The sequence below is a fragment of the Streptomyces sp. NPDC053513 genome (assembly GCF_044544765.1).
Lineage (GTDB): Bacteria > Actinomycetota > Actinomycetes > Streptomycetales > Streptomycetaceae > Streptomyces > Streptomyces litmocidini.
This window is the reverse complement of the sequence record NZ_JBITXP010000012.1, coordinates 74,185-96,314: the sequence shown is the minus strand read 5'-3', so window position 1 is coordinate 96,314 and position 22,130 is coordinate 74,185. Positions and strand designations below refer to the sequence as shown.

Genomic DNA, 22,130 nt, shown 5'->3' with positions numbered 1-22,130 from the left:
CACCGTCGGTACACTTCCGGTGCACCAGCGGTGTACCGTGGCCGTATGGCTGACTCCACCATCAAGGTGCCGGACACCACCCGCGACCACCTCGCCTCGCTGGCCCGCGAGCGGGGCACCACGATAGGAGCACTCGTCACCGAGCTGGCCGCAACCCAGCTCACCGCCGCACAGGCGCGGGAGAAGGTGGCCGAGAGCCGGCGGATCATGCGCGAGCGGATGCACTCCACCCTCACCGACGAAGAGTTCGACGCGACCCCGAACGCGCTGGACAAGGTCTACGAGATCGCCGCCGAGAACGCCCGCAAGGCTCTCGGAGGCACGGCGGCGTGATCGTCCTCGACACCTCCGCCGTACTCGCGCTCGCGCGCGGCCACCGCAAGCTCCAGCGTGTCGCCGACAACGCGGCCGCGTCCCCGTTCCGCCACCTCCAGGTGCCCGCCCTCTGCCTCCTCCAGGCCGAGACCGAGGACGAAGGCGCGGGCGACGCGGCCCTGGCACTGCCCGGCATCGACGTCGTCCCGCTCGACACGGTCGCGTCCGTGACCGTCGCGCGGATGGTTCGCGGCGGTTTCGGCGGGCCCGACGTCTGCCACGCGCTCTACACCGCGCTGCCCGCGCCTCATCGCCCCACCATGGACCTGATCCTCACGGACCGGGCGGACCTCTACCCCCCGGGGACCGTGACCGTGGACATCGACGACGAGCGCCTCGACGACTGACCGCCCGTCGTCAACCGGCCCGCCGGCTCCGCCCCGCCCGCTCCACCAGCAGCCAGCCCGCCAGGGCCAGGCCGACGGCCACCGGGGCCGTGACCGGTACGGCGATCAGCGTCGCCGCGTGGCCGTCGAGGAGGCCGCCGAAGCCCGTCAGGGACAGGCCCAGGACGCCGAAGAGGGCGAGGGTGATGCCGAGGGCGGCGAGGGGGCCGCCCGCACCGGTCGCCGGGGCGGCCGGGACCGGGGCCTCGAAGCGGCGGAAGACGGCGACGAGCAGGGCGGTGAGCACGGCCGCCGCCGCGAACCGGAGCGGGACCTGCGCCCACCAGGCGGCCGAGGCCGGGGCCGGGAGCCCCACGCCGAGGCCGAGCAGCGCCCCGTACACGCCGAGCATGGCCGTCAGGTGCCACAGGAACGCCGTCATCGCGATCCCGTTGGCGGCGACCACCGTCCGCCACACCCCGGCGCGGGCGACGAACCGCGCGCCCGGGCCCCTCAGCAGTTCGACCGCGCCGACCAGCCACAGCCCGTGGCAGAACAGGGCGAGGGTCGGCGGGGCCATGTTCGACACCTTCTCCCCGGGCATTCCCACCATCGACAGCGGGTACGGCCCGAGGGCGACCAGCGCGGTCGCGCCGGCGAGGCCCGCGGCGGCGAGCAGGGCCGGGCGGCGGATCATGCCGTCGGCGCGGAGGAAGCCGAGCTGGTGGACGGCGAGCCACACGAAGGCGAAGTTCAGGAACTCGACGAAGGGGACGTCCGCCGCGAACCGCAGCACGTCCACCGCGACCGCGCCGCCGGCGAGCGCGCCGAACGCGCCCCAGCCCCACCGCTCGTGCAGCCGCAGCAGCGGCGGCGTGAAGGCCACCATCGCGAGGTAGATCCCGATGAACCACAGCGGCTGCGCGACGAGCCGCAGCGCGACCCCGGTGAGCCCCCCGTCGGCGCCGGACAGCTGGAGCACCAGCGCGGCCGCGCCCCACACCCCCACGAACACCATCGTCGGCCGCAGCAGCCGCTGGAGCCGGGCCCGCAGGAAGGCCGCGTACCGGGGGCGGGAGCGGTGGGCGAGGGCGTGCGAGAAGCCGCCGACGAAGAAGAACACCGGCATCACCTGGAACGCCCAGGTCACCACCTGGAGCTCCGGCACGACGGCGAGGAGGTTCCCGACCTGCCCGTCGGCGGTGACGGCCGCCATCAACCAGTGGCCGAGGACGACGACCGTGAGCGAGGCGACCCGGAGCAGGTCGACGTACCGGTCCCGCGTCGCCGGCGTGGCGGCGGCGAGTTCACGCGCGCTGATTCCCATGCGGGTACGGTCCCGCGACCGCCCGGTCCGCCGTCAGGGCGCGGATACTCAAACCGAGGGCTGAGTACGGGCGACCGGGCGGCGCGCGGTGCGGAACGGGCCGCCGGGCTCCGGCCGCCGGCGGTGCGGACGCGGCGCCCCGGCCCGCGACGCGCTGCCAACCGGCTCCATGGGGTCGGCCACGCGGGCGACCTCCCGGCCACGGCTGCCGCACTCCCCGGCCGGCGAACCGCCAGCCTCTCCTCAGGTCACCCGCACCCCACGAGGAGGAACCCATGTCGAGACACCCACGTCTGGCTGCCGTCGCCGTCGCCACGGCGGCCCTCACCCTGCTGGCCGCCGGCCCGGCGTCGGCCGGCGACCCGACGGTGTCCGATCCCCGTGTCGTCGCCCACTTCTCCGGCGAGGGGGAGAACCCGGAGAACATCGCCCTCGAACCCGACGGCTCCGCCCTCCTGACCTTCGCCTTCGCCCACAAGGTGGTGCGGGTCGGCAGGGACGGCTCGGGACCGGTGGACGTCGCGACCCTCCCCACGGTGACCGACCCGCCGGGGGCCCTCCTCACGGGCATCGCCCGCGCCCACGACGGCACCCTGTACGTCAATTACGTCACCGGCACCGAGGAGGAGAACGGGATCTGGCGCATCCGCCCCGACGGCAGCGCGCCCCGGCGGATCGTGAAGGTGCCCGTCGACGGCTTCCCCAACGGCCTCGCCCTCGACGAGAGGTGCGGCACCCTGTACGCCGCCGACTCGTCGCGCGGCGTCGTGTGGAGCGCGCGGGTGCCGGACGGGGACGAGGTGGTGGAGGCGACGGTCTGGGCCTCCGGGGCCGCCCTCGAACCGACCGAGGACCTCCCCTACGGCGCCAACGGCCTCAAGCTCCACGACGGCGCCGTCTGGGTGTCCAACTCCGCCCACAGCACCCTGCTCCGCATCCCGTTCGGGAAGGACCGGACCGCGGGCCCGATCCAGACCAGGGCGACCGGGATCGTCGGCATCGACGACTTCGCCTTCACCGGGCACGGCGACACGGTCCTGGCCGCGCGGGTCACGGCCGACAAGCTCGAACTCGTCCGCCCCGACGGCACCCACAAGACCGTCCTCACCGAGGCGAACGGCCTCGACGGCCCCACCTCGGTGGCGGTCCGCGCCAAGTCGGTCTACGTCCCCAGCGCGGCCTACTTCAACACCACGGACCCGGACCCGAACCTCCTCCTGGCCCGGATCACCCGGAACAAGCTCTAGACGGCGGGCAGGACCGTCGCACCCGCCGCCGGCGACGTGGCCACCCGGGCCGTGCGGCAGGTGCCCGAGGCGGTGAGGGCGGCGGCGACCGCGGTCGCGGTCTCCGCGTCCTTCACCAGGAACGCCGTCGTCGGGCCCGAGCCGGAGACCAGGGCCGCGAGGGCGCCCGCGTCGGTGCCGACCGCCAGGGTCGCGGCGAGCGAGGGGCGCAGGGAGAGCGCCGGGGCCTGGAGGTCGTTGGCGAGGCCGGCGGCGAGAGCGGCGGTGTCGCCGGTCGCCAGGGCCTCCAGGAGGGCCGGCGAGGCCGCCGGCTCGGGGATGTCCACGCCCTCCGCGAGGCGGTCGAACTCGCCGAACACCACGGGGGTCGACAGCCCGCCGTCGGCGACGGCGAACACCCAGTGGAAGGTGCCGCCGACCGGCAGCTCCGTCAGCTTCTCGCCGCGCCCGGTGCCGAGCGCCGCCCCGCCGACCAGGCTGAAGGGGACGTCGGAGCCGAGCTCGGCGCAGATCTCCAGGAGCACGTCGCGGGGCGTGCCGAGGCCCCAGAGCGCGTCGCACGCGAGCAGCGCGCCCGCGCCGTCCGCGCTGCCGCCGGCCATGCCGCCGGCGACCGGGATGTCCTTCTTGATGTGCAGGTGCACGTCGGGGGCGATGCCGTGCCGGGCGGCGAGCAGCTCGGCGGCGCGCGCGGCCAGGTTGGTGCGGTCCAGCGGCACCTTGTCGGCGTCCGGGCCCTCGCAGGTGACGGTCAGTCCGTCGGCGGGGGCGGCGGTCACCTCGTCGTACAGGGAGACGGCGAGGAAGACGTTCGCCAGGTCGTGGAAGCCGTCGGGCCGGGCCGCGCCGACGGCGAGCTGCGCGTTGACCTTGGCGGGGACCCGTACGGTCACGCCGCTCATGCCTTCGCCTCCGGCTTGTTCTCCGCGATCCGCGCGAACTCCTCCACCGTCAGCGACTCGCCCCGCGCCTGCGGCGAGATCCCGGCCTTGACGAGGGCCTCCTCCGCGGCGGCGGGCGAGCCCGCCCAGGTCGCGAGGGCCGCGCGCAGGGTCTTGCGGCGCTGCGCGAAGGCCGCGTCGACGACCGCGAAGACCTCCTGGCGGCTCGCGGTGGTCGGCAGGGGTTCGGTGCGGCGGACGAGGGAGACGAGGCCGGAGTCGACGTTCGGCGCGGGCCAGAAGACGTTGCGGCCGATGGCCCCGGCGCGCTTGACCTCCGCGTACCAGTTGGCCTTGACGGAGGGGACTCCGTACACCTTGTTGCCGGGCTTGGCGGCGAGCCGGTCGGCGACCTCGGCCTGGACCATGACGAGGGTCCGCTCGATGGTCGGGAACCGCTCCAGCATGTGGAGCAGGACCGGCACGGCCACGTTGTACGGCAGGTTCGCGACGAGCGCGGTGGGCGGCGGGCCCGGGAGCTCCTCGACGTGCATGGCGTCGGAGTGGACGAGCGCGAAGCGGTCCTTCTTCTGCGGCATGCGGGCGGCGATCGTCGACGGGAGCGCGGCGGCGAGGACGTCGTCGATCTCGACGGCCGTCACGCGGTCGGCGGCCTCCAGGAGGGCCAGGGTGAGGGAGCCGAGCCCGGGGCCCACCTCCACGACCACGTCCTCGGGCCGCACCTCGGCCGTGCGGACGATCCGCCGGACGGTGTTGGCGTCGATGACGAAGTTCTGGCCCTTCTGCTTCGTGGGGCGCACGCCGAGGGCGGCGGCCAGCTCACGGATGTCGGCGGGGCCGAGGAGGGCGTCGGGGCTTTCGGGGCCGGTGGTGGTGCTCACCGGTACAGCGTACGGGGCCCCGGTACGGCCGACCTACGGCTCACCGGTACGGGCCCGCCCCGCACCCGCCCACGGCTCACCGGTACGGGCCCGCCCCGTACCCGCGCACGGCCCGCGGGTCCGGCCTCGCGCTCATCGGTACAGCCGGCGGCCGCAGTGGGGCCAGGGGCTCGCGCCCCGCTGCACGTACAGCTTCTTCGCGCGGAAGGTCTGCTCGGCGGCGGGCGCGTTCTGGGCGGTGCCGGTGCCGCCGAGGGCGTGCCAGGTGCCGGGGTCGAACTGGTAGAGCCCGCCGTACGTCCCCGAGGGGTCGACCGCGTTCGGGCGGCCGCCGGACTCGCAGGCGGCGAGCGCGCTCCAGTCGAGGCCGTCGGCGCCGGCGACGGAGGCGGGCAGCGGCCGGGTGCCGATCCGCACCTTGCGGCTGACGGGCTCGCGGACGATCTCCTCGCCGGTCCTGCGGGGCCGCTGCCGGACGCCGTTGACCGTGCGCAGGCTGTACGTGACGCGGCGGACGCCCGGGGCGCCCTGCCGTTCGACGACCTCGGTGCCGGCGAAGAGCCGCGGGTCGCGGACCCGCTCGACGGCGTACGGGATCGACTCCTCCCGCACCTGCCGGGAGCCGGTGATGCGCAGCACGTTCACGGTCTGGCCGTCGCGGGGGAAGGAGCCGGCCGGCACGGAGGTGGTGTCCTGGCCGGAGAGCGTGATCCCGGCCTCGGCGAGGGCCTCCCGGACGGTGGCGGCGTTCGTGCGGACGGTCCGCTCGCGCCCGTCGGCCAGGAAGGTGACGGCCCGCTCGGTGCGGACGTCGAGGGCGAGGCCCTGGCGGGAGATCACGGCGCCCCGGGAGGCCGAGAGGTGGGCGCCCTCGGCGCGGACGCCGAGCTGGCGCAGCGCCCCCTCGACGGTCCCTGCGGTCGTCCACACCTGGCGGCGGTGTCCGTCGACGGTGAGGGAGACCGGCCGCCCGTAGCGGACGACGACGTCGTCGCCGTCGGCCAGGGCCTGGTGGGGGCCGGGGGCGACGATGTCGTGCTCGCCGACGGCGACGCCCTCGTCGGCGAGGAGTTCGGCGACGTCGTCGGCGAAGGTGTGGAGGGTGCGCGGGACGCCGTCGACGGTGAGTTCGACGGCCTTGTCGTCGGCGACGAAGGCGCTGGTGCCGCCGGCCAGGAAGGCGACGACGAGGGCCTGCGGGACGAGCTTCCGCAGGCCCTCGCCGGCCCCGCCGGAGGTCTTGCGGCGGCGGGCGGCGCGTCGTGCCCCGGCCCGGGAGGCCTGCCCGGGGACGGTGCCGGGGGCGGCGGGGACGACGAGGGGCGCCGCCATGGTCGGCTGCTCGTGCAGGGGCAGGGCGGCGCCCGCCGCCCGCCGTCCGGCTCGGTGACTGCCCTGGGAAGTGCTCACGAGGCCGGGACCCTAGCCCCGGCGCCGGTCACGCTCCACGACGACCCGACTACTCCACGTAACTGTTATGCATCAGTAATCGAAGGCGCGGGCCGTGTTCGCGGCGATCGCCCCGGCCAGCTCGTTCTCCCCCGTGCCCCGGACCTCCGCCATGGCCCGGACGGTGACCGGGATCAGGTACGGGGCGTTCGGGCGGCCCCGGAAGGGCGCGGGGGTGAGGAAGGGGGCGTCGGTCTCGACGAGGACCAGCTCCAGCGGGGCGACCGCGAGGGCGTCCCGCAGGTACTGGGCGTTCTTGAAGGTGACGTTGCCGGCGAAGGACATGTAGTAGCCCTTGGCGGCGCAGATCTCGGCCATGGCGGCGTCGCCGGAGTAGCAGTGGAAGACGGTCCGCTCGGGGGCGCCCTCCTCGTCCAGGACGCGCAGCACGTCGGTGTGGGCCTCCCGGTCGTGGATGACGAGGGTCTTGCCGTGCCGCTTGGCGATCTCGATGTGGGCGCGGAAGGAACGCTCCTGCGCGGCGATGCCCTCGGGCCCCGTACGGAAGAAGTCGAGGCCGGTCTCGCCGACCCCCCGGACGTGCGGCAGGGCGGCGAGCCGGTCGATCTCGTTCAGGGCGTCGTCGAGGGCCGCGTCGCCGCCGCCCTGACGGGCGCCCTGGCGGGACCAGCCGTCGGGATCCCCGAGGACGATCCTGGGGGCCTCGTTGGGGTGCAGGGCGACGGCCGCGTGCACGTTCTCGTGGGCGGCGGCCGTCTCGGCGGCCCACTGCGAGCCCTTCACGTCGCAGCCGACCTGGACGACCGTGGTCACGCCGACGGCGGCGGCCTTGGTCAGGGCCTCCTCGACGGTCCCGGACTGCAGGTCCATGTGGGTGTGCGAGTCCGCGACCTCCACGAGGAGCGGTTCGGGCAGCGGCGGCGGGGCGTCCTTGGCACTCATGGCCTCGATCGTACGAGGACCACGAGTGCCTCCGCGTGGCCTACTGGTGACGCCGGAAGGGGTGGAAGAGGTCCGACAGGTGCCAGTGGTGCGGCACCGGCGGCTTCTCGGGAGCGTCCTCGGTCAGCTCCTGGCCGATGGGTCCGGCCGGCGAGACGGGCTTCGTCGCCCGCGCCCCGTGCTGGTGCTTCTCGGTCGCGGCGACCAGGTCGAGTACCGACGACACCTGCCCCGCGCGCATGATGCGGACGACGTGGCCGCCGCAGTTCATGCAGGTGGGGCTGGACAGCGGGGACGGTACCCGCTCTCCGTCGGCCTTGTAGACGACGAATTCCTGTCCGGCGGCGTCGACGTGGTGCTCGATGTCGTACGCCTGCTCCCAGCCGTATCCGCAGCGCATGCAGGCGAAGGCGTACGCCTCATGGGCGACGGATATGCCGGTGCCGGTGATCTCGCTCATGCCAGCTCCTCTCCACTGATCAGTGGACGCCTTTTCGGGCCGGAGCGCATCAGCGGGGGAGGAACCATGGAAGGCTTTTGGTCCTTCCCTTGCCAAGCGCCCTAGGAAGAGTCCCGGCGCCGGTTTCGGCTTTGCCTTTCAGGTTAGTCCTTTACCCTTTCCGGGGCCTGATGCGTCCGCATTCTTTGCCGCGACCACGGCATCGAACACCTCCCGCTTGGGAAGTCCCGCCTCGGCCGCGACGGCGGCGATCGCCTCCTTGCGGCGCTCCCCCGCCTCCTCGCGCACCCGCACCCTGCGCACCAGTTCCTCCGCGTCGAGCTCGGCGGGCCCGGTCTCCGGGGCGCCCTCGACGACGACGGTGATCTCGCCCCGTACGCCCTCGGCGGCCCAGGCGGCGAGCTCGGCCAGCGGGCCGCGCTTGACCTCCTCGTACGTCTTGGTCAGCTCGCGGCAGACGGCGGCCCGGCGCTCGGCGCCGAAGACCTCGGCCATCGCGGCGAGGGTGTCGTCGAGCCGGTGCGGGGCCTCGAAGTAGACGAGGGTCCGCCGCTCGTCCGCGACCTCGCGCAGCCGTCCGAGGCGCTCGCCGGCCTTCCTGGGCAGGAAGCCCTCGAAGCAGAAGCGGTCCACGGGGAGGCCGGAGAGGGCGAGCGCGGTGAGCACGGCGGACGGGCCGGGCACGGCCGTCACCTTGATGTCCTGCTCGACGGCGGCGGCGACGAGCCGGTAGCCGGGGTCCGAGACGGACGGCATGCCCGCGTCGGTCACCAGCAGCACCCGCGCGCCGCCGACCAGTGCCTCGACCAGCTCGGGCGTACGGGCGGACTCGTTGCCCTCGAAGTACGAGACGACCCGGCCCGTGGTGTGGATGCCGAGCGCCCGGGTGAGGCCGCGCAGCCTCCGGGTGTCCTCGGCGGCCACGATGTCCGCGCTCTCCAGTTCGGTGGCGAGCCGGGGCGGGGCGTCCGCGATGTCACCGATGGGGGTCCCTGCGAGTACCAGCGTTCCTGTCACACGGAACATCCTCCCAGCCCGGACAGGCGACTCGCACAGGCGCGTTCCCTACGATGGCGCGGTGACCAGTACCGCACCCGAGGCCCTGGAGGGCCAGCACCCCATGGCGGCGCCCGTGGCAGAGCCCTCTTCCTGGCAGCGGAGGCTGCGGCGGTTCGGCTACGTGCCGCCGGCCCCGGACACCGCGCCCATCGGGCTGCGCGAACGGCTCGTCCCCCCGTACACCCGGCCCTCCGCCCGGACGTGGTCGCTCCTCGGCATCGGCCCCGGCCCCGCCGAGCGCCTGTGGCGGCTCCTCGCCTGGGGCGGTCCGCTGCTGGTCACGGCGGTGGCGGGCCTGCTGCGGTTCTGGAACCTGGGCAAGCCGCACGCGGTGATATTCGACGAGACGTACTACGCCAAGGACTCCTGGGCCCTGATCAACCAGGGGTACGAGGGGGCCTGGCCGAAGGACATCGACAAGACGATCCTGAAGGACCCGGGGTCGGTCCTGATCCCGACCGATCCGGGGTACGTCGTCCACCCGCCGATGGGCAAATGGGTGATCGGCGTCGGCGAGAAGCTCTTCGGCTTCGAGCCCTTCGGCTGGCGCTTCATGGTGGCGCTGCTCGGCACGCTCTCCGTGCTGATGCTGTGCCGGATCGGCCGGCGCCTCTTCCGCTCGACGTTCCTCGGCTGTCTGGCGGGCCTGCTGCTCGCCGTCGACGGACTGCACTTCGTGATGAGCCGCACCGCGCTCCTCGACCAGGTGCTGATGTTCTTCGTGCTCGCCGCCTTCGGCTGCCTGCTCCTCGACCGGGACCGGACGCGGGCGCGGCTCGCGGCGGCGCTGCCGGAGGACGAGGAGGGGGTGCTGCGGCCCGACGCGGAGGTCGCGGAGACCCTGCGCCTGGGCTGGCGGCCGTGGCGGCTCGCGGCCGGCGTGTCCCTCGGCCTCGCGGCGGCGACCAAGTGGAACGGCCTGTACGTGATGGTCGGCTTCGGTCTCCTGACGGTGCTGTGGGACGTGGGCGCCCGGCGCACGGCGGGCGCGGTCCGCCCGTACGCCTCCGTGATCAGGAAGGACCTGCTGCCGGCGTTCGTGTCGGTGGTGCCGGTGGCGATCGCGACGTACCTGGCGACCTGGACGGGCTGGCTGGTCAGTGACAAGGGCTACTTCCGCCACTGGGCCGAGGACCACGACAAGGAGTTCGGCGGCGGCACCTGGGGCTGGCTCCCGGACTGGCTGCGCAGCCTCTGGCACTACGAGTCCGAGGTGTACACCTTCCACGTCGGCCTCACCTCGCCGCACACCTACCAGTCGAATCCCTGGTCCTGGATCGTCCTCGGCCGCCCCGTCTCGTACTTCTACGAGTCCCCCGCCCCCGGCACGAACGGCTGCCCGGCGACCGCGACCGAGAAGTGCGCCCAGGAGGTCCTGGCCCTCGGCACCCCGCTCCTGTGGTGGGCGGCCTGCTTCGCGATCCTGTACGTCCTGTGGCGCTGGGCCTTCCGCCGCGACTGGCGCGCGGGCGCGATCGCCTGCGGCATCGCGGCCGGCTGGCTGCCCTGGTTCCTTTACCAGGAACGCACCATCTTCCTTTTCTACGCGGTGGTCTTCGTTCCTTTCCTGTGCCTGGCGGTGACCATGATGCTGGGGGCGCTCATCGGCCCCCGCGGTTCATCGGAAAGACGCCGGACATTCGGCGCGGTGGCGGCGGGATGTCTCGTCCTGCTCATCGTCTGGAATTTCATCTACTTCTGGCCCCTCTACACCGGCACCCCCATTCCGATGGACCAGTGGCGGGCGCGGATCTGGCTCGACACCTGGGTGTAGCCCGACGTCCGGGTGCAGTACAACCTTTTGTCACCTCGCCGTGTCGAACGGGTGCACGGGGAAGCGCGAGGGCGCTTCCGGGGGGCGAGGAGGTTCACGTGACACGGGTGCGTACGGCCGTGGTGGCGGCGGCGTTGGTCGCCGCCCTGGCGCCGGTGACGTTCGGGGGGCCCGCGGCGTTCGCCGCGTCCCCGGCGGCGGTGGCCGCCGGGACGGCCGCCGAGGTCGGCACGGTCGTTCAGGAGGGCGGCCGGCTGACCGTTCCGGCGGGCGAGGAGGGGCCGGTGATGCTGCGGTTCACGGCCACGCTGCCGGCGGGGGTCAAGGGACCGGTGACCGCGACCTTCCACCTGGACACCTGGCTGAAGGAGGGCGAGGCGGGCAGTTCGCCGGTGAGCGCGGACGTGATCCGCTCCACCTGCTCGGTCAACGGCGTCTCGTACGGGGAGTGCGCGTGGCACATGCCCTACTTCCCGCCCGAGCTGAACGATCCGCCCACCAGCCCCTCCCTCGACCTTCCCGCGGTGCCGGCCGCCGAGACCCTCACCTACACCGTCACCCTGGACGCCGACCGGACCGCGGCCGTCCTGGGCCGCCTGGACGCCTCGGTCGGGCTGAAGGACGACACGGGCGCGATCGTGGCCGGCGGCACGCTCGGCCTCGACTTCGTCCCCGGGACGCCCCCCGCGAGCCGGCGCGGCGCCCTGCACGCGCGGGACAGGGACGGCGTGCTGTGGCGGTACGAGGGCACCGGTGACGTCTCCCGGCCGTTCGCGACGCGCAAGCGCGTCGGCGGCGGCTGGAACGCCTACACCGCCGTCGTCCCGCTCACGAGCCCCACGGCGGACGGCCGGGGCGACCTCGTCGCCCGGGACAGGGCGGGTGTCCTCTGGTACTACCGGGGCACCGGCAAGCCCGACGCCCCCTTCGCACCGCGGCAGCGGGTCGGCGGCGGCTGGAACACCTACACGGCCCTCGTCGGCGCCGGGGACGGCAGTCTGGTCGCCCGGGACAAGGACGGCGTGCTGTGGCGCTACAAGGGGGAGTACAACACGCTGTACGGACCGCGGCAGCGGGTGGGCGGCGGCTGGAACGCCTACACCGCCCTGACCATGTCGGGCGCCCGCGACGGGGCCCTGGCCCGTGACAAGGACGGCGCGCTGTGGAAGTACAACCACTGGGGCTCCTATCCCGCCCCGCCCTTCCAGCAGCGCCAGCGCGTCGGCGGCGGGTGGAACGCGTACACGGCGATCACGGGCGCCGCCGAACTCGGACGTGACGAGAACCCCGACCTCGTCGCACGGGACAGGGACGGCAGGCTCTGGCTCTACCAGGGCGTGCGCACCCCTCTGTCCGGCCTCGTCCCCGGCTCCTCCCGCTCCCTCGTCGGCGGCGGCTGGAACACCTACGACCTGATGTTCTGAGCGGTCCACGTCTGACAGATGTGGCGGAAGTGACTCGACACGCCCCGACGGCCGCTGATTCACTCGTGGGTCCACCTGGGGAGGGGAGGCGCAGTCATGCGCAGTGGGGCCAAGGTCGCGATCGTCGGGGGCGTGTTCGCCGTCGTGGCGGGCGGCGTCGGATACGGGGGCTACAACCTCTGGAACGGGATCACGGGCGGCGAGACCTCCGTGGGCGCCAAGGCCGGTGACGCACCGAAGACGGGGCCCCTCAGCGCCGACGAGGTCACGACGACCGCGAAGGACTTCCTGGCCGCCTGGGCCGCCGGGGAGCCGGAGCGGGCGGCCCAGCTGACGAACGACCCGGTCACGGCCGGGTCCGCGGTGGCCGCCTACCGGGAGGGCGCGGGCGTCTCCAAGGCGGTCATCACGCCGGGAACGCCCGTCGGGACGAGGGTGCCGTTCACCGTGAGGGCGACGGTCACCTACGAGGACGTGTCCAAGGACTGGTCGTACGCCTCCGAGCTGACCGTGGTGCGGGGGCTGACCACCGGCCGGCCGCTGGTGAAGTGGCAGCCGACCGTGCTGCACCCGAAGCTGACGGCGGCCGGGACCCTGCGGACGGGCGTCGCGAAGACCGCGCCCGTGAAGGCCGTCGACCGGAACGGCGTGGAACTGACGGCGGAGAAGTACCCGTCGCTCGGGCCGGTCCTGGACCAGCTGCGCCGGCGGTACGGGACGAAGGTCGACGGCACCACGGGCGTCGAGACGTGGATCGAATCGGGCGGCGGGACCGTCGCCGACACGCCGCTCCTCGTCCTGCGGAAGGGGAAGCCGGGGACGCTGAGGACGACGATCGACGCGGGGGTGCAGGCGGCGGCGGAGAAGGCGGTGAAGCGGTACGACAGGGCGTCGGTGGTCGCGGTCCAGCCGTCGACGGGGGCCGTGCGGGCGGTCGCCAACAGCCCGGCGAACGGCTTCAACGCGGCGTTCCAGGGCCAGAAGATGCCCGGCTCCACGATGAAGATCGTCACCGCCGCGCTGCTCCTGGAGAAGGGCCTGGTCAAGGCGGACCAGGTCGCCGAGTGCCCGCCGAACGCCATGTACTACGGCCGGACCATCGAGAACCTGAAGGGCTTCTCGCTGAACGACGCGACCTTCGGCGAGAGCTTCGCCCGCTCCTGCAACACCGCCTTCATCAAGAAGATCGACGATGTCGGCGACGATTCCGCGCTGGGCAAGGAGGCCAGGGAGGTCTTCGGCATCGGCCTCGAATGGAAGACCGGCATCGCCTCGTTCGACGGCTCGGTCCCCGAGGCGACGGGGGGCGAGGCGGCCGCGCAGTACATAGGCCAGGGCACGGTGCAGATGAACCCGCTGAACATGGCCTCGATCACCGCGACCGCGAAGGACGGACGGTTCCGGCAGCCGTACCTGGTCGCGGCGGACCTGGACGACCGGCCCTTCGCCGAGGCCGAGCGGAAGCTGCCGTCGTCGGTGGCCCGGCAGCTGCGCGACATGATGCGCACCACGGCGACGGCGGGCTACGGCACGGCGGTCGGCCCGATGGCTTCGGTGCGCGGCGACAAGGGCGCCAAGACCGGTTCGGCGGAGGTCGACGGCCAGGAGACGTCGGACAGCTGGTTCACGGCGTTCGCGGACGACCTCGCCGCGGCGGCCTTCGTGGAGAGCGCCGGCCACGGCGCGACGGCGGCCGGCCCGGTGGTCGCGCAGGTGTTGAACGCGGGCTGATGAGGTCCCCACAACCCGGTCGCACGACCCGTACGGCGACCGCTAGCGTGCGGGCCATGACGACGTCACACGCCGATGCCCACCCCCAGTTCGCCGCCGCCCTCCGGGAGCTGGGGCTCGACGTCGAGATCCGGCGCTTCCCGGACGAGACCCGCACCGCGCGGCAGGCCGCCGACGCCATCGGCTGCGAGGTCGCGGAGATCGTGAAGTCGCTGGTCTTCGCGGCCGACGGGGTGCCGGTCCTCGTCCTGATGGACGGCGCGTCACGGGTGGACGTCGAGCGGGTGCGGCAGGAGCTGGGCGCGGAGGAGGTGACCCGGGCGGACGCGAAGGCGGTCCGGGAGACGACGGGGTACGCGATCGGTGGCGTGCCGCCGTTCGGGCACCGCACCAGGACGCGGGTCCTCGCCGACCGGGGCGTCCTCGACCACCCGGTGGTGTGGGCGGCGGCGGGCACCCCGCACACGGTCTTCGCGATGGACCCGAAGGCGCTGGTCACGCACGCCGGCGGCACCCTGGTGGACGTCCGCGAGCCCTCCGCGTGACACCGCTCGTCACGCTCGCGGTCCTCGTCGCGGCCGTCACGCACGCCGGCTGGAACGCGATCGCGCACGGCATCAAGGACCAGCTGCTCTCCTTCGCGCTGATCTCCGGCGGCGGGGCGCTGATCGGCATGGCCGTGGCCTGCTTCGTGCCGCTGCCGGCGGCGGGGGCCTGGCCGTACCTGCTCGCCTCCGCGCTCCTCCACATCGGCTACTACGCCCTGCTGATGCGCTCGTTCAGCCTCGGCGACTTCGGCCAGATGTATCCGATCGCGCGCGGGACGGCCCCGCTGGTCGTGACCGTCCTCGCGGCGGTCTTCGTCCACGAGGTGCCGGACGGCTGGCAGTTGCTCGGGGTGGCGGTGGCCTGCGCGGGCCTGACGGGCCTCGCCCTGTGGGGCATCCGGGGCGGTGGGGGCCGCCCGCACTGGCCCGCGCTGCTCGCGGCGGGCACGACGGGCCTGTCGATCGCCCTCTACACGGTCGTGGACGGCGTCGGCGTCCGCGCCTCCGGCACCCCGCTCGGCTACATCGCGTGGCTGATGGTCCTGGAGGGCCTGGCGATCCCGGCGTACGCCCTGTGGACCCGCCGCGCGGCGCTCCTCCCCCAGCTCCGCCCGTACGCGGCCCGGGGCCTGCTCGGCGCGGCCCTCTCGGTGGGGGCGTACGCCCTCGTCCTGTGGGCCCAGACGAAGGCCCCGCTGGCCCCGATCGCCGCCCTGCGCGAGTCCTCCATCATCGTGGGCGCGGCCATCGGCGCCCTCTTCTTCAAGGAACGCTTCGGCGCCCCGAGGGTCGCGGCGGCGGGCCTGATGGTGGTGGGGATCGGCCTGATGCTGCACGCGGGGTGAGCCCCGGTCCGGACGCCGACGAGGACGTCAGGGTCTCCGCCCTGTCGGCCGGCCGGGGCGTTCCCCGCCCCGCCCTGCCCGGCCCTCCTGGCCCTCTTCCGCGCGGCGGCGCCTCAGGGGGTGTCCTGCCCGGTCGGGCCGGGTCCGCGGCGCCTGGCACCGCGTCCTGGTCCGGCCCGGCCGGCAAGACGCCCGCGGGGTCACCGCTCGCCCAGCACCTCCCCGAAGTGCGTGTTCACCGCCAGCAGGCCGCCGTCGACGCGGAGGGTCGTGCCCGTGATCCAGGAGGCGTCCGCGGAGGCCAGGAAGGCCACCGCCGCCGCCACGTCCTCCGGGGTGCCGACCCGGCCCAGGGGGTAGACGCGGGTGGCCAGGGCCGTGAGGTCGGCTTCCCGGCCCGACCAGGCCGTGGTCGCGATCGTGCCCGGGTTGATCTGGTTGACCCGCACCCCGCGCGGTGCCGCGTCGCCCGCCAGGGTGCGGGTGAGGGAGGCCAGGGCCGCCTTCGCCGCGCTGTACGCGTGGCCGCCGAAGTCCGCCTCCGCGTTGACCGAGCCGATCGTGACGATCGCCCCGCGCCCGCCGGCCGCCGCGAGGTGCGGCATGGCCGCCCGGGAGCAGCGGACGGCGCCCATCAGCGTGACGTCCAGCTGGCCGGTCCAGCCCTCGTCGGGCTCGTCCTCGAAGAAGTCCCGGTCGGGGGTGACGGGGGCGAGGGCGTTGTTGACGAGGACGTCGAGGCGGCCGAAGGCCTTCACCGCGTGCGCGACGGCCGCGTCGACCGAGGCCCGGTCCGCCACGTCGCAGCGCAGCGGCACCGCCCCCGGGATCTCCGACGCCGTCGCCCGCGCCGCCTCCTCGTCGACGTCGGTGACGAGGACCCGTGCTCCCTCCGCCGCGAGCCGCCGGGCGGTGGCGGCTCCGATGCCGCGCCCCGCGCCCGTGATCAGTACCGCGTACCCCTCGAAACGCTCCCTGAGATCCATGGGCCGATCCCAGCATCCCGGGAAACCCTCCCGCAACGGCCCCGTGATCACCTAACGTCGCAAGTCCCGGGTCACCTGAACGAGAAGACGGGGAAATGGGTCAGCTCATAGCCGTGGCGGTCATCACTGTTCTGGCTGTCATCAGCCCTGGCGCGGACTTCGCCATGACCGTCCGCAACAGCTATCTGTACGGGCGGACGGCGGGCGCCCTCGCGGCGGTCGGGATCGCCCTCGGCGTGCTCGTCCACGTCACGTACACGATGCTGGGCGTGGGCCTGCTCGTGTCCCGTACGCCGGCGCTGTTCACGGCGATGAAGCTGATCGGCGCCGCCTACCTGGTGTACATCGGGTACAAGACCTTCGTCGCCGCGTCCCAGGTGGACGTGGACCTGTCGGGCGAGGCGGGTGTGTCCAAGGCCGGGGCGCTGCGCACCGGGTTCCTGACCAACGCGCTCAACCCGAAGACGATGCTCTTCGTGCTGAGCACGTACACGCAGGTCGTCAGCGCCGACACCCCGGTCTTCCAGCAGGTCGGCTACGGCCTGTTCATGTCGTTCGCCCATCTGGTGTGGTTCGGGCTGGCCGCCGTCCTCTTCTCCAACTCCGCCCTGCGGACGCGGCTGTTGCGGCGGCAGGGCGTGCTCAACAAGGTCATCGGGACCGTGCTCGTCGGGCTCGGGATGGCGCTGGCGCTGACGCCCGCCATGGCCTGACGCCGGGTCGGGCCGCGGGCGGTCGCCTTCAGTCCGTGGAGACCCGCTCGACGCGCGGCTCGGCGATCGCCCGGTAGTCCTCGGTGGAGAGGGCGAGCGAGCGGTCGAGCCGGGCGGCGTTGAAGAAGAACTCAGGGTTCTCCAACAGGGCCGGGTCGACGAGGAGTTCGAGGCGCTCGTCGAGGGCGAAGGGGAGGATGGTGCCGCTCGGGGAGCCCGCGAGTTCCTCGGCGATCTCCGGGGAGGCGAAGGAGACGTAGGTGCCGCCGTACAGCGCCTTCACCGCCGCGAGGTCGACGCGCCGGTCGCCGGGGACGACGACCAGCGCGAACCGCTTCTCCTTCTTGCCGATCTTCACCATGGCGATGATGCACTTGGCGGCCCGCGCGGGGTCGTGGCCCCGCAGCGCGCTGACCGCCTCGGTGGCGCCCTCGGGGGCGTGCTCGATCACCCGGTAGGCGGCGCCGCGTTCGTCGAGCAGGGCGATCAGCTTCTCGTACGTGTCGTGCATGGAGTCCATCCGCCGTGCTCCCCTGGTGACTTGTGTACGTCTCGGCCCGTCGACCCTACTCGCCGGGGCGGCCCCGGAGCGCCGTCGGCCTCAGGCCTCCGTCGCCGAGCGGACCGCGCGCACCAGCGCCTGGGCGCGCGGGTCGGCCGTGACCGTCTTGCGCATGCCGTTGGTGACGTACCCGAAGGCGATCCCCGACTCCGGGTCGGCGAAGCCGAGGGAGCCGCCGCGGCCGGGGTGGCCGAAGGAGGACGGGCCGAGGAGCGGGGAGGCCGGGCCGTGCAGCATGTGGCCGAGGCCGAAGCGCGTGCCGACGAGGAGGACCTGGTCGGGGCCCGCGGACTCCTCCGTACGGGCCAGGGTGAGCGTCGCCGGGGCGAAGAGGCGCTCGGTGCCGTCGACGGGGCCGAGGGTGGCCGCGTAGAAGCGGGAGAGGGCGCGGGCGGTGGCGACGCCGGCCGAGCCGGGGAGTTCGGCGGCCCGGTAGACCGGGTCGTTCTCGTCGGGCTTGGGGTCGATGACCCCGAAGGCGCGCCGGGTGAGGGAGTCCGGGTCCTGGTAGGCCTCGGTGACGGAGCGCTTGGGGCGGAGCCTGAGCGCGCCGCTTCCCGGCGGGTCGATCTCCTCGACGGGGCCGAGCCGGCCGACGCGGTGGGTCTCGGCGTCGGGCAGGCCGATCCACAGGTCGAGGCCGAGGGGGCCGGTGATCTCGTCGGCGGCCCAGCGGCCGATGGTACGGCCGGTGACCCGGTGGACCAGGCCGGAGAGCAGCCAGCTGAAGGTGTGGGCGTGGTAGCCGTGGGCGGTGCCGGGCTCCCAGACGGGGGCCTGGGCGGCTATCGCCCCGGTCGCGGTCTCCAGGTCGACCGCCTCGGCGAGGGTGAGGGGCCGGTCGAGGACCGGGACGCCCGCCCGGTGCGCGAGGAGCTGCCGTACGGTCACCCGGTCCTTGCCGTGGGCCTTGAAGTCGGGCCAGTACGTGGCGACGGGGGCGTCCAGGTCGAGCAGTCCGCGCTGGTGCAGCAGGAGGGGGACGGCGGCGGCGACGCCCTTGGTGGCCGAGCGGACGACCTGGGCGGTGTCGGCGGTCCACGGGTCCGTGCCGTCGGCGTCGCGCGTGCCCGCCCAGAGGTCGACGACCTTCTCGCCGTCGTGGTGGACCGTGACGGCCGCGCCGCGCTCGCCCCGCTGTTCGAAGTTGCGCAGGAACGCGTCCCTGACGGGCTCCCAGCCCGCCGCCACCGTGCCCTGGACGTCCACCTGACCCACACTCTCTCTCGTACGACCGGCTCCCATGGTGCAACGTGAGGAGGGACGGCCGGATTCCGGGGTCAGGCGGACGCCGGGGGCGGTCAGACGAGGTGGATCGTGAAGCGCCTCACGCCCGGTCCGGCCGGCTCGGAGTGGACCCAGCCACGGGCCTTGTCGTACTTCCCGGTGCCGCCGGTGATCGCGTTGTCGAAGGGTCCCTGGTCGAGGTAGTTGAAGTACATCCCCTGCACGGCGAGCTCACCGTCCGGGAGGACGTAGGTGGCGACGCACTGCTCCGCTTCGTCGTCGCCGCCCCGGGTGGTGGTGCAGGTGACGTGGCTCTCGCCGATCTTGGTGTGCGCCTCGTCCGAGAAGTACGAGAGGTCCGAGCGGGCGACGACCCGATCGCCCTGCGAGACGCTGCCTTCGAGGACGGGGAAGCGGTGCAGCTCCTGCACCACGGCCCGGAGCGTGATGGTCCGGGCTTTGCCCCCGGCGTGGGCGGAACCGGTGTCCGTCGCGGCGGCGCCCGCGACAGGGGCACAGGCGAGGAGGGTGACGAGGGCGGTGGCCGTGCCGAGGCAGGCCGCTCTGATGGGGCGCATCATGCGACTCCTGGGGTTGGTGTTCGGGAATGACCGGATGGCGAACTCTCATCCAATTCCGTTCGATTCCCTTCATAACCTCGGCCCCACCACCGCACGGAGCGTCCCGGCACGACCCACCGGCACATCCAGCCGGTCGGACCAAAACCGTGGGGCTCTCGGCTCAGGCGACGGAGCTCGGCACGAAGCCGAACGGCAGCTCCAGGCGGTGCCGGGCCATCAGCTCCTCGTCGGCGAGGATCCCGGCGGTCGGCCCGTCGGCGGCGATGACGCCCTCGCTGAGGATCACCGAGCGCGGGCAGAGCTCCAGGGCGTACGGCAGGTCGTGGGTGACCATCAGGACGGTGACGTCGAGCGTCCGGAGGATGTCGGCGAGCTCGCGGCGCGAGGCCGGGTCCAGGTTGGAGGACGGCTCGTCGAGGACGAGGATCTCGGGCTCCATGGCGAGGACGGTCGCGACGGCGACCCGGCGGCGCTGCCCGAAGGAGAGGTGGTGCGGGGGCCGGTCGGCGAACTCCGCCATCCCGACCCTCTCCAGGACGCGCAGGACGACGGCTTCCAGCTCGGCGCCCCGGACGCCGGCCGCCGCCGGGCCGAAGGCCACGTCCTCGCGGACGGTCGGCATGAACAGCTGGTCGTCGGGGTCCTGGAAGACGATGCCGACCCTGCGGCGGATCTCCGCCATGTGCTTCTTGCCGACGGGCAGTCCGGCGACGGTGACGGTGCCCGCGCCGCCGGTGAGGATGCCGTTGAGGTGGAGGACGAGGGTGGTCTTGCCGGCGCCGTTGGGGCCGAGGAGCGCGACCCGTTCGCCGCGTCCCACGGTCAGGTCCACGCCGAAGAGGGCCTGGTGGCCGTCGGGGTAGGCGTACGCGAGGCCGGAGACCTCGAGAGAAGGTGTCACAGGGTCCATCCCAGGAGGCAGATCAGGAGTGCCGAGAGCGGCAGGGCGGCGGCCCGCGCCCACTGGGCGCGGGTGGCGGTCGCCTCGTCGATGACCGGCATGGTGCCGGTGTAGCCGCGGCTGACCATGGCGAGGTGGACGCGTTCGCCGCGCTCGTACGAGCGGATGAAGAGCGCGCCGGCGGACTTGGCGAGGACGCCCCAGTGGCGGACGCCCTTCGCCTCGAAGCCGCGCGAGCGGCGGGCGACGGACATGCGGCGCATCTCGTCGGTGATGACGTCGCCGTACCGGATCATGAACGAGGCGATCTGGACGAGCAGCGGCGGCAGCTTGAGGCGCTGGAGGCCGAGGACCAGGGCCCGCAGTTCGGTGGTGGAGGCGAGGAGGACGGAGGCGGCGACGCCGAGGGTGCCCTTGGCGAGGACGTTCCAGGCGCCCCACAGTCCGGGGACGCTCAGCGACACCCCGAGGACCTCCGTCCGCTCGCCGGGGACCACGAAGGGCATGAGCAGCGCGAAGGCGACGAACGGGATCTCGATGAGCAGCCGCTTGAGCAGGAAGCCGGCCGGGATCCGGGCGACGGCCGCGACGGCCGCGAGGAGCGCGGCGTAGAGGCCGAAGGCCCAGACGGCCTCGCGGGGCGTCGAGACGACGATCACGACGAAGCCGAGGACGGCGGCGAGCTTGGTGTGCGGGGGCAGCCCGTGCACGGGCGAGTGCCCGTGCCGGTAGAGCTTGTGCGCGTGCCCCGCTCCCATGTCAGGCCTCCGCGGCGGCGGTCTTGCGGCGGCGGACGACCCAGAAGGCGCCGGTGCCGACGGCGAGGGTGGCGCCGACGCCGATCGCGCCGGCGAGGCCGCCGGAGAGGCGGGGCGCCTCGATGCCCTTGACGCCGTAGTCGGCGAGCGGGGAGTCCGCGGCGGCGTGCTCCTCGACGTTCTTGTCGATGCCCTGGTCGGCGGCGACCTTCTCCAGGCCGTCGGGGCTGGCGGAGGCGTAGAAGGAGACGAAGCCGGCGAGGACGAGGGCGGTGACGACGCCGCCGATCCACAGCTTCTTCGGGGAGCCCGCCGGGGCGGGCGCCGGGGCGGCGGCGGGGGCGGCGTCGACGAGCTCGCCGTCGACGCGGAGCTTGAGCGGCGCGGTCAGGCCGCGGGCGCCGTACACCAGGTCGGGGCGGACGGCGACGACGGCGGCGACGGTCAGCATGGTGATGACGGCCTCGCCGATGCCGATGAGGACGTGCACGCCGACCATGGCCGTGAGGACCTTGGAGACGGGGACGTCGGTGGTGCCGCCGATCGCGTAGATGAGGGTGAAGGCGGTGGCCGCGGCCGGTACGGAGACGAGCGCGGCGGCGAACGAGGCCACGGTCACCGAGCGGCGGGTGCGCGGCAGGACGAGGACCAGGCCGCGGAAGAGGGCGTAGGCGACGACGACGGTGACGACGCCCATGACCGTGATGTTCACGCCGAGGGCGGTGAGGCCGCCGTCGGCGAAGAGGATGCCCTGCATGAGCAGGACGACGGCGATGCACAGGACGCCCGTCCAGGGCCCGACGAGGATCGCCGCGAGCGCGCCGCCGAGGAGGTGGCCGCTGGTGCCGGCCGCGACGGGGAAGTTCAGCATCTGCACGGCGAAGATGAAGGCGGCGACGAGCCCGGCGAGGGGCGCGGTCCGCTCGTCCAGTTCGCGGCGGGCTCCGCGGAGGCCGGCGGCGACGGCGCCGGCGGCGACGACACCGGCGGCGGCCGATACGGGGGCGTTGATGAATCCGTCAGGTACATGCACGTTCGAAATGATAGAGCGCTCTTGCGAAGGGCTTGCAAGAGCGCATCGGTCACAGAACTCCGGCGCGTGAGCCCGCCCACACTCCCCGTCCTCCGCGCATGCGCCGTGCGCCTGTCGG

The 22,130-nt window shown here is 73.6% G+C and carries 23 protein-coding genes; 9 read left to right on the top strand and 14 right to left on the bottom strand.

Translation table 11 applies throughout. The features are described from left to right. Positions 1-45 precede the first annotated feature (45 nt). Together ACIGW4_RS21900 and ACIGW4_RS21895 are read left to right on the top strand one after the other, a co-directional pair. Positions 46-333, top strand: a complete 288-nt coding sequence (locus ACIGW4_RS21900) for a hypothetical protein (RefSeq protein WP_398712349.1) — start codon at positions 46-48, stop codon at positions 331-333. Beyond that, on the top strand, positions 330-722 hold the full coding sequence (locus tag ACIGW4_RS21895) for a hypothetical protein (protein ID WP_399582400.1): 393 nt from the start codon (positions 330-332) through the stop codon (positions 720-722). Before ACIGW4_RS21900 ends, ACIGW4_RS21895 begins: the two co-directional genes overlap by 4 nt. A gap of 10 nt (positions 723-732) precedes the next feature. Here ACIGW4_RS21895 and ACIGW4_RS21890 read toward each other — a convergent pair whose 3' ends face one another. Further along, complete coding sequence (locus ACIGW4_RS21890) at positions 733-2,028, bottom strand: acyltransferase (RefSeq protein WP_399582399.1); 1,296 nt, start codon at positions 2,026-2,028, stop codon at positions 733-735. 275 nt (positions 2,029-2,303) lie between these two features. On the opposite strand from ACIGW4_RS21890, the gene ACIGW4_RS21885 reads away from it, so the two are divergent. After that, positions 2,304-3,275 carry an SMP-30/gluconolactonase/LRE family protein gene (locus ACIGW4_RS21885; protein WP_398712355.1) on the top strand — a complete coding sequence of 324 codons (972 nt, stop codon included), beginning with the start codon at positions 2,304-2,306 and terminating at the stop codon, positions 3,273-3,275. On the opposite strand, the gene ACIGW4_RS21880 is transcribed toward ACIGW4_RS21885, so the two are convergent. From ACIGW4_RS21880 to rsmI, 6 genes are all read right to left on the bottom strand, one after another. Continuing rightward, positions 3,272-4,177, bottom strand: coding sequence for a 4-(cytidine 5'-diphospho)-2-C-methyl-D-erythritol kinase (locus ACIGW4_RS21880; RefSeq protein ID WP_398712357.1), 906 nt, complete (start codon positions 4,175-4,177; stop codon positions 3,272-3,274). The two genes, ACIGW4_RS21885 and ACIGW4_RS21880, sit on opposite strands and share 4 nt — an antisense overlap. Continuing rightward, a complete protein-coding gene (gene rsmA, locus ACIGW4_RS21875; RefSeq protein WP_123459138.1) occupies positions 4,174-5,058 on the bottom strand; it encodes a 16S rRNA (adenine(1518)-N(6)/adenine(1519)-N(6))-dimethyltransferase RsmA in 885 nt (294 codons plus the stop codon). The genes ACIGW4_RS21880 and rsmA overlap by 4 nt, the downstream gene beginning before the upstream one ends. 132 nt (positions 5,059-5,190) lie before the next feature. Then, a complete protein-coding gene (locus ACIGW4_RS21870; protein WP_399582397.1) occupies positions 5,191-6,468 on the bottom strand; it encodes a ubiquitin-like domain-containing protein in 1,278 nt (425 codons plus the stop codon). Positions 6,469-6,540: 72 nt separating this feature from the next. Further along, complete coding sequence (locus ACIGW4_RS21865) at positions 6,541-7,410, bottom strand: TatD family hydrolase (RefSeq protein WP_399582395.1); 870 nt, start codon at positions 7,408-7,410, stop codon at positions 6,541-6,543. A gap of 40 nt (positions 7,411-7,450) precedes the next feature. Next, a complete protein-coding gene (locus ACIGW4_RS21860; RefSeq protein ID WP_123459135.1) occupies positions 7,451-7,870 on the bottom strand; it encodes a hypothetical protein in 420 nt (139 codons plus the stop codon). Positions 7,871-8,008: 138 nt separating this feature from the next. After that, positions 8,009-8,896: a 16S rRNA (cytidine(1402)-2'-O)-methyltransferase gene (rsmI, locus tag ACIGW4_RS21855; protein WP_185094944.1), complete on the bottom strand. Its 888-nt coding sequence runs from the start codon at positions 8,894-8,896 to the stop codon at positions 8,009-8,011. A gap of 52 nt (positions 8,897-8,948) precedes the next feature. Here rsmI and ACIGW4_RS21850 point away from each other — a divergent pair, with 52 nt between their 5' ends. The 5 genes from ACIGW4_RS21850 to ACIGW4_RS21830 all read left to right on the top strand — a co-directional run bounded on the left by ACIGW4_RS21850 (position 8,949) and on the right by ACIGW4_RS21830 (position 15,251). Further along, the gene (locus ACIGW4_RS21850) at positions 8,949-10,703 is read left to right on the top strand and encodes a dolichyl-phosphate-mannose--protein mannosyltransferase (protein ID WP_399582392.1); all 1,755 of its coding nucleotides are present in this window, start codon (positions 8,949-8,951) and stop codon (positions 10,701-10,703) included. Positions 10,704-10,801: 98 nt separating this feature from the next. Further along, complete coding sequence (locus ACIGW4_RS21845) at positions 10,802-12,127, top strand: tachylectin-related carbohydrate-binding protein (protein ID WP_399582391.1); 1,326 nt, start codon at positions 10,802-10,804, stop codon at positions 12,125-12,127. Positions 12,128-12,223: 96 nt separating this feature from the next. Then, positions 12,224-13,858 (top strand): penicillin-binding transpeptidase domain-containing protein, encoded by a 1,635-nt coding sequence (locus ACIGW4_RS21840; RefSeq protein ID WP_399582388.1) that lies wholly within the window; start codon positions 12,224-12,226, stop codon positions 13,856-13,858. A 56-nt stretch (positions 13,859-13,914) separates the two neighbouring features. Beyond that, the gene (locus ACIGW4_RS21835) at positions 13,915-14,403 is read left to right on the top strand and encodes a YbaK/EbsC family protein (protein WP_123459130.1); all 489 of its coding nucleotides are present in this window, start codon (positions 13,915-13,917) and stop codon (positions 14,401-14,403) included. Continuing rightward, a complete protein-coding gene (locus ACIGW4_RS21830) occupies positions 14,400-15,251 on the top strand; it encodes an EamA family transporter (RefSeq protein WP_398712372.1) in 852 nt (283 codons plus the stop codon). Before ACIGW4_RS21835 ends, ACIGW4_RS21830 begins: the two co-directional genes overlap by 4 nt. A gap of 200 nt (positions 15,252-15,451) precedes the next feature. Here ACIGW4_RS21830 and ACIGW4_RS21825 read toward each other — a convergent pair whose 3' ends face one another. Beyond that, a complete protein-coding gene (locus tag ACIGW4_RS21825; protein ID WP_398712374.1) occupies positions 15,452-16,237 on the bottom strand; it encodes an SDR family NAD(P)-dependent oxidoreductase in 786 nt (261 codons plus the stop codon). Between the two features lie 95 nt (positions 16,238-16,332). On the opposite strand from ACIGW4_RS21825, the gene ACIGW4_RS21820 reads away from it, so the two are divergent. Beyond that, the gene (locus ACIGW4_RS21820; RefSeq protein WP_399582384.1) at positions 16,333-16,950 is read left to right on the top strand and encodes a LysE family translocator; all 618 of its coding nucleotides are present in this window, start codon (positions 16,333-16,335) and stop codon (positions 16,948-16,950) included. Positions 16,951-16,978: 28 nt separating this feature from the next. Here ACIGW4_RS21820 and ACIGW4_RS21815 read toward each other — a convergent pair whose 3' ends face one another. The 6 genes from ACIGW4_RS21815 to ACIGW4_RS21790 all read right to left on the bottom strand — a co-directional run bounded on the left by ACIGW4_RS21815 (position 16,979) and on the right by ACIGW4_RS21790 (position 22,012). After that, complete coding sequence (locus ACIGW4_RS21815; protein ID WP_398712378.1) at positions 16,979-17,470, bottom strand: YbaK/EbsC family protein; 492 nt, start codon at positions 17,468-17,470, stop codon at positions 16,979-16,981. Positions 17,471-17,551: 81 nt separating this feature from the next. Beyond that, entirely contained in the window at positions 17,552-18,721 is a 1,170-nt protein-coding gene (locus ACIGW4_RS21810) for a serine hydrolase domain-containing protein (protein ID WP_399582480.1), read from the bottom strand. Positions 18,722-18,813: 92 nt separating this feature from the next. Then, positions 18,814-19,320, bottom strand: coding sequence for a hypothetical protein (locus ACIGW4_RS21805; protein WP_399582381.1), 507 nt, complete (start codon positions 19,318-19,320; stop codon positions 18,814-18,816). A gap of 160 nt (positions 19,321-19,480) precedes the next feature. Next, complete coding sequence (locus ACIGW4_RS21800) at positions 19,481-20,230, bottom strand: energy-coupling factor ABC transporter ATP-binding protein (RefSeq protein WP_399582378.1); 750 nt, start codon at positions 20,228-20,230, stop codon at positions 19,481-19,483. Next, positions 20,218-20,979 carry a cobalt ECF transporter T component CbiQ gene (gene cbiQ / locus ACIGW4_RS21795; RefSeq protein ID WP_123459122.1) on the bottom strand — a complete coding sequence of 254 codons (762 nt, stop codon included), beginning with the start codon at positions 20,977-20,979 and terminating at the stop codon, positions 20,218-20,220. Before cbiQ ends, ACIGW4_RS21800 begins: the two co-directional genes overlap by 13 nt. Position 20,980: 1 nt before the next feature. After that, positions 20,981-22,012 (bottom strand): energy-coupling factor ABC transporter permease, encoded by a 1,032-nt coding sequence (locus tag ACIGW4_RS21790; RefSeq protein WP_398712381.1) that lies wholly within the window; start codon positions 22,010-22,012, stop codon positions 20,981-20,983. Positions 22,013-22,130 lie beyond the last annotated feature (118 nt).

Bases quoted from the DNA above. Each gene is read 5' to 3' on its own strand.
- ACIGW4_RS21880 (WP_398712357.1), bottom strand. From the start codon at position 4,177: ATGAGCGGCGTGACCGTACGGGTCCCCGCCAAGGTCAACGCGCAGCTC.
- rsmI (WP_185094944.1), bottom strand. From the start codon at position 8,896: ATGTTCCGTGTGACAGGAACGCTGGTACTCGCAGGGACCCCCATCGGT.
- ACIGW4_RS21900 (WP_398712349.1), top strand. From the start codon at position 46: ATGGCTGACTCCACCATCAAGGTGCCGGACACCACCCGCGACCACCTC.
- ACIGW4_RS21825 (WP_398712374.1), bottom strand. From the start codon at position 16,237: ATGGATCTCAGGGAGCGTTTCGAGGGGTACGCGGTACTGATCACGGGC.
- ACIGW4_RS21820 (WP_399582384.1), top strand. From the start codon at position 16,333: ATGGGTCAGCTCATAGCCGTGGCGGTCATCACTGTTCTGGCTGTCATC.
- ACIGW4_RS21835 (WP_123459130.1), top strand. From the start codon at position 13,915: ATGACGACGTCACACGCCGATGCCCACCCCCAGTTCGCCGCCGCCCTC.
- ACIGW4_RS21805 (WP_399582381.1), bottom strand. From the start codon at position 19,320: ATGATGCGCCCCATCAGAGCGGCCTGCCTCGGCACGGCCACCGCCCTC.
- ACIGW4_RS21860 (WP_123459135.1), bottom strand. From the start codon at position 7,870: ATGAGCGAGATCACCGGCACCGGCATATCCGTCGCCCATGAGGCGTAC.
- ACIGW4_RS21890 (WP_399582399.1), bottom strand. From the start codon at position 2,028: ATGGGAATCAGCGCGCGTGAACTCGCCGCCGCCACGCCGGCGACGCGG.
- ACIGW4_RS21840 (WP_399582388.1), top strand. From the start codon at position 12,224: ATGCGCAGTGGGGCCAAGGTCGCGATCGTCGGGGGCGTGTTCGCCGTC.
- ACIGW4_RS21800 (WP_399582378.1), bottom strand. From the start codon at position 20,230: ATGGACCCTGTGACACCTTCTCTCGAGGTCTCCGGCCTCGCGTACGCC.
- cbiQ (WP_123459122.1), bottom strand. From the start codon at position 20,979: ATGGGAGCGGGGCACGCGCACAAGCTCTACCGGCACGGGCACTCGCCC.
- ACIGW4_RS21815 (WP_398712378.1), bottom strand. From the start codon at position 17,470: ATGGACTCCATGCACGACACGTACGAGAAGCTGATCGCCCTGCTCGAC.
- ACIGW4_RS21865 (WP_399582395.1), bottom strand. From the start codon at position 7,410: ATGAGTGCCAAGGACGCCCCGCCGCCGCTGCCCGAACCGCTCCTCGTG.
- ACIGW4_RS21885 (WP_398712355.1), top strand. From the start codon at position 2,304: ATGTCGAGACACCCACGTCTGGCTGCCGTCGCCGTCGCCACGGCGGCC.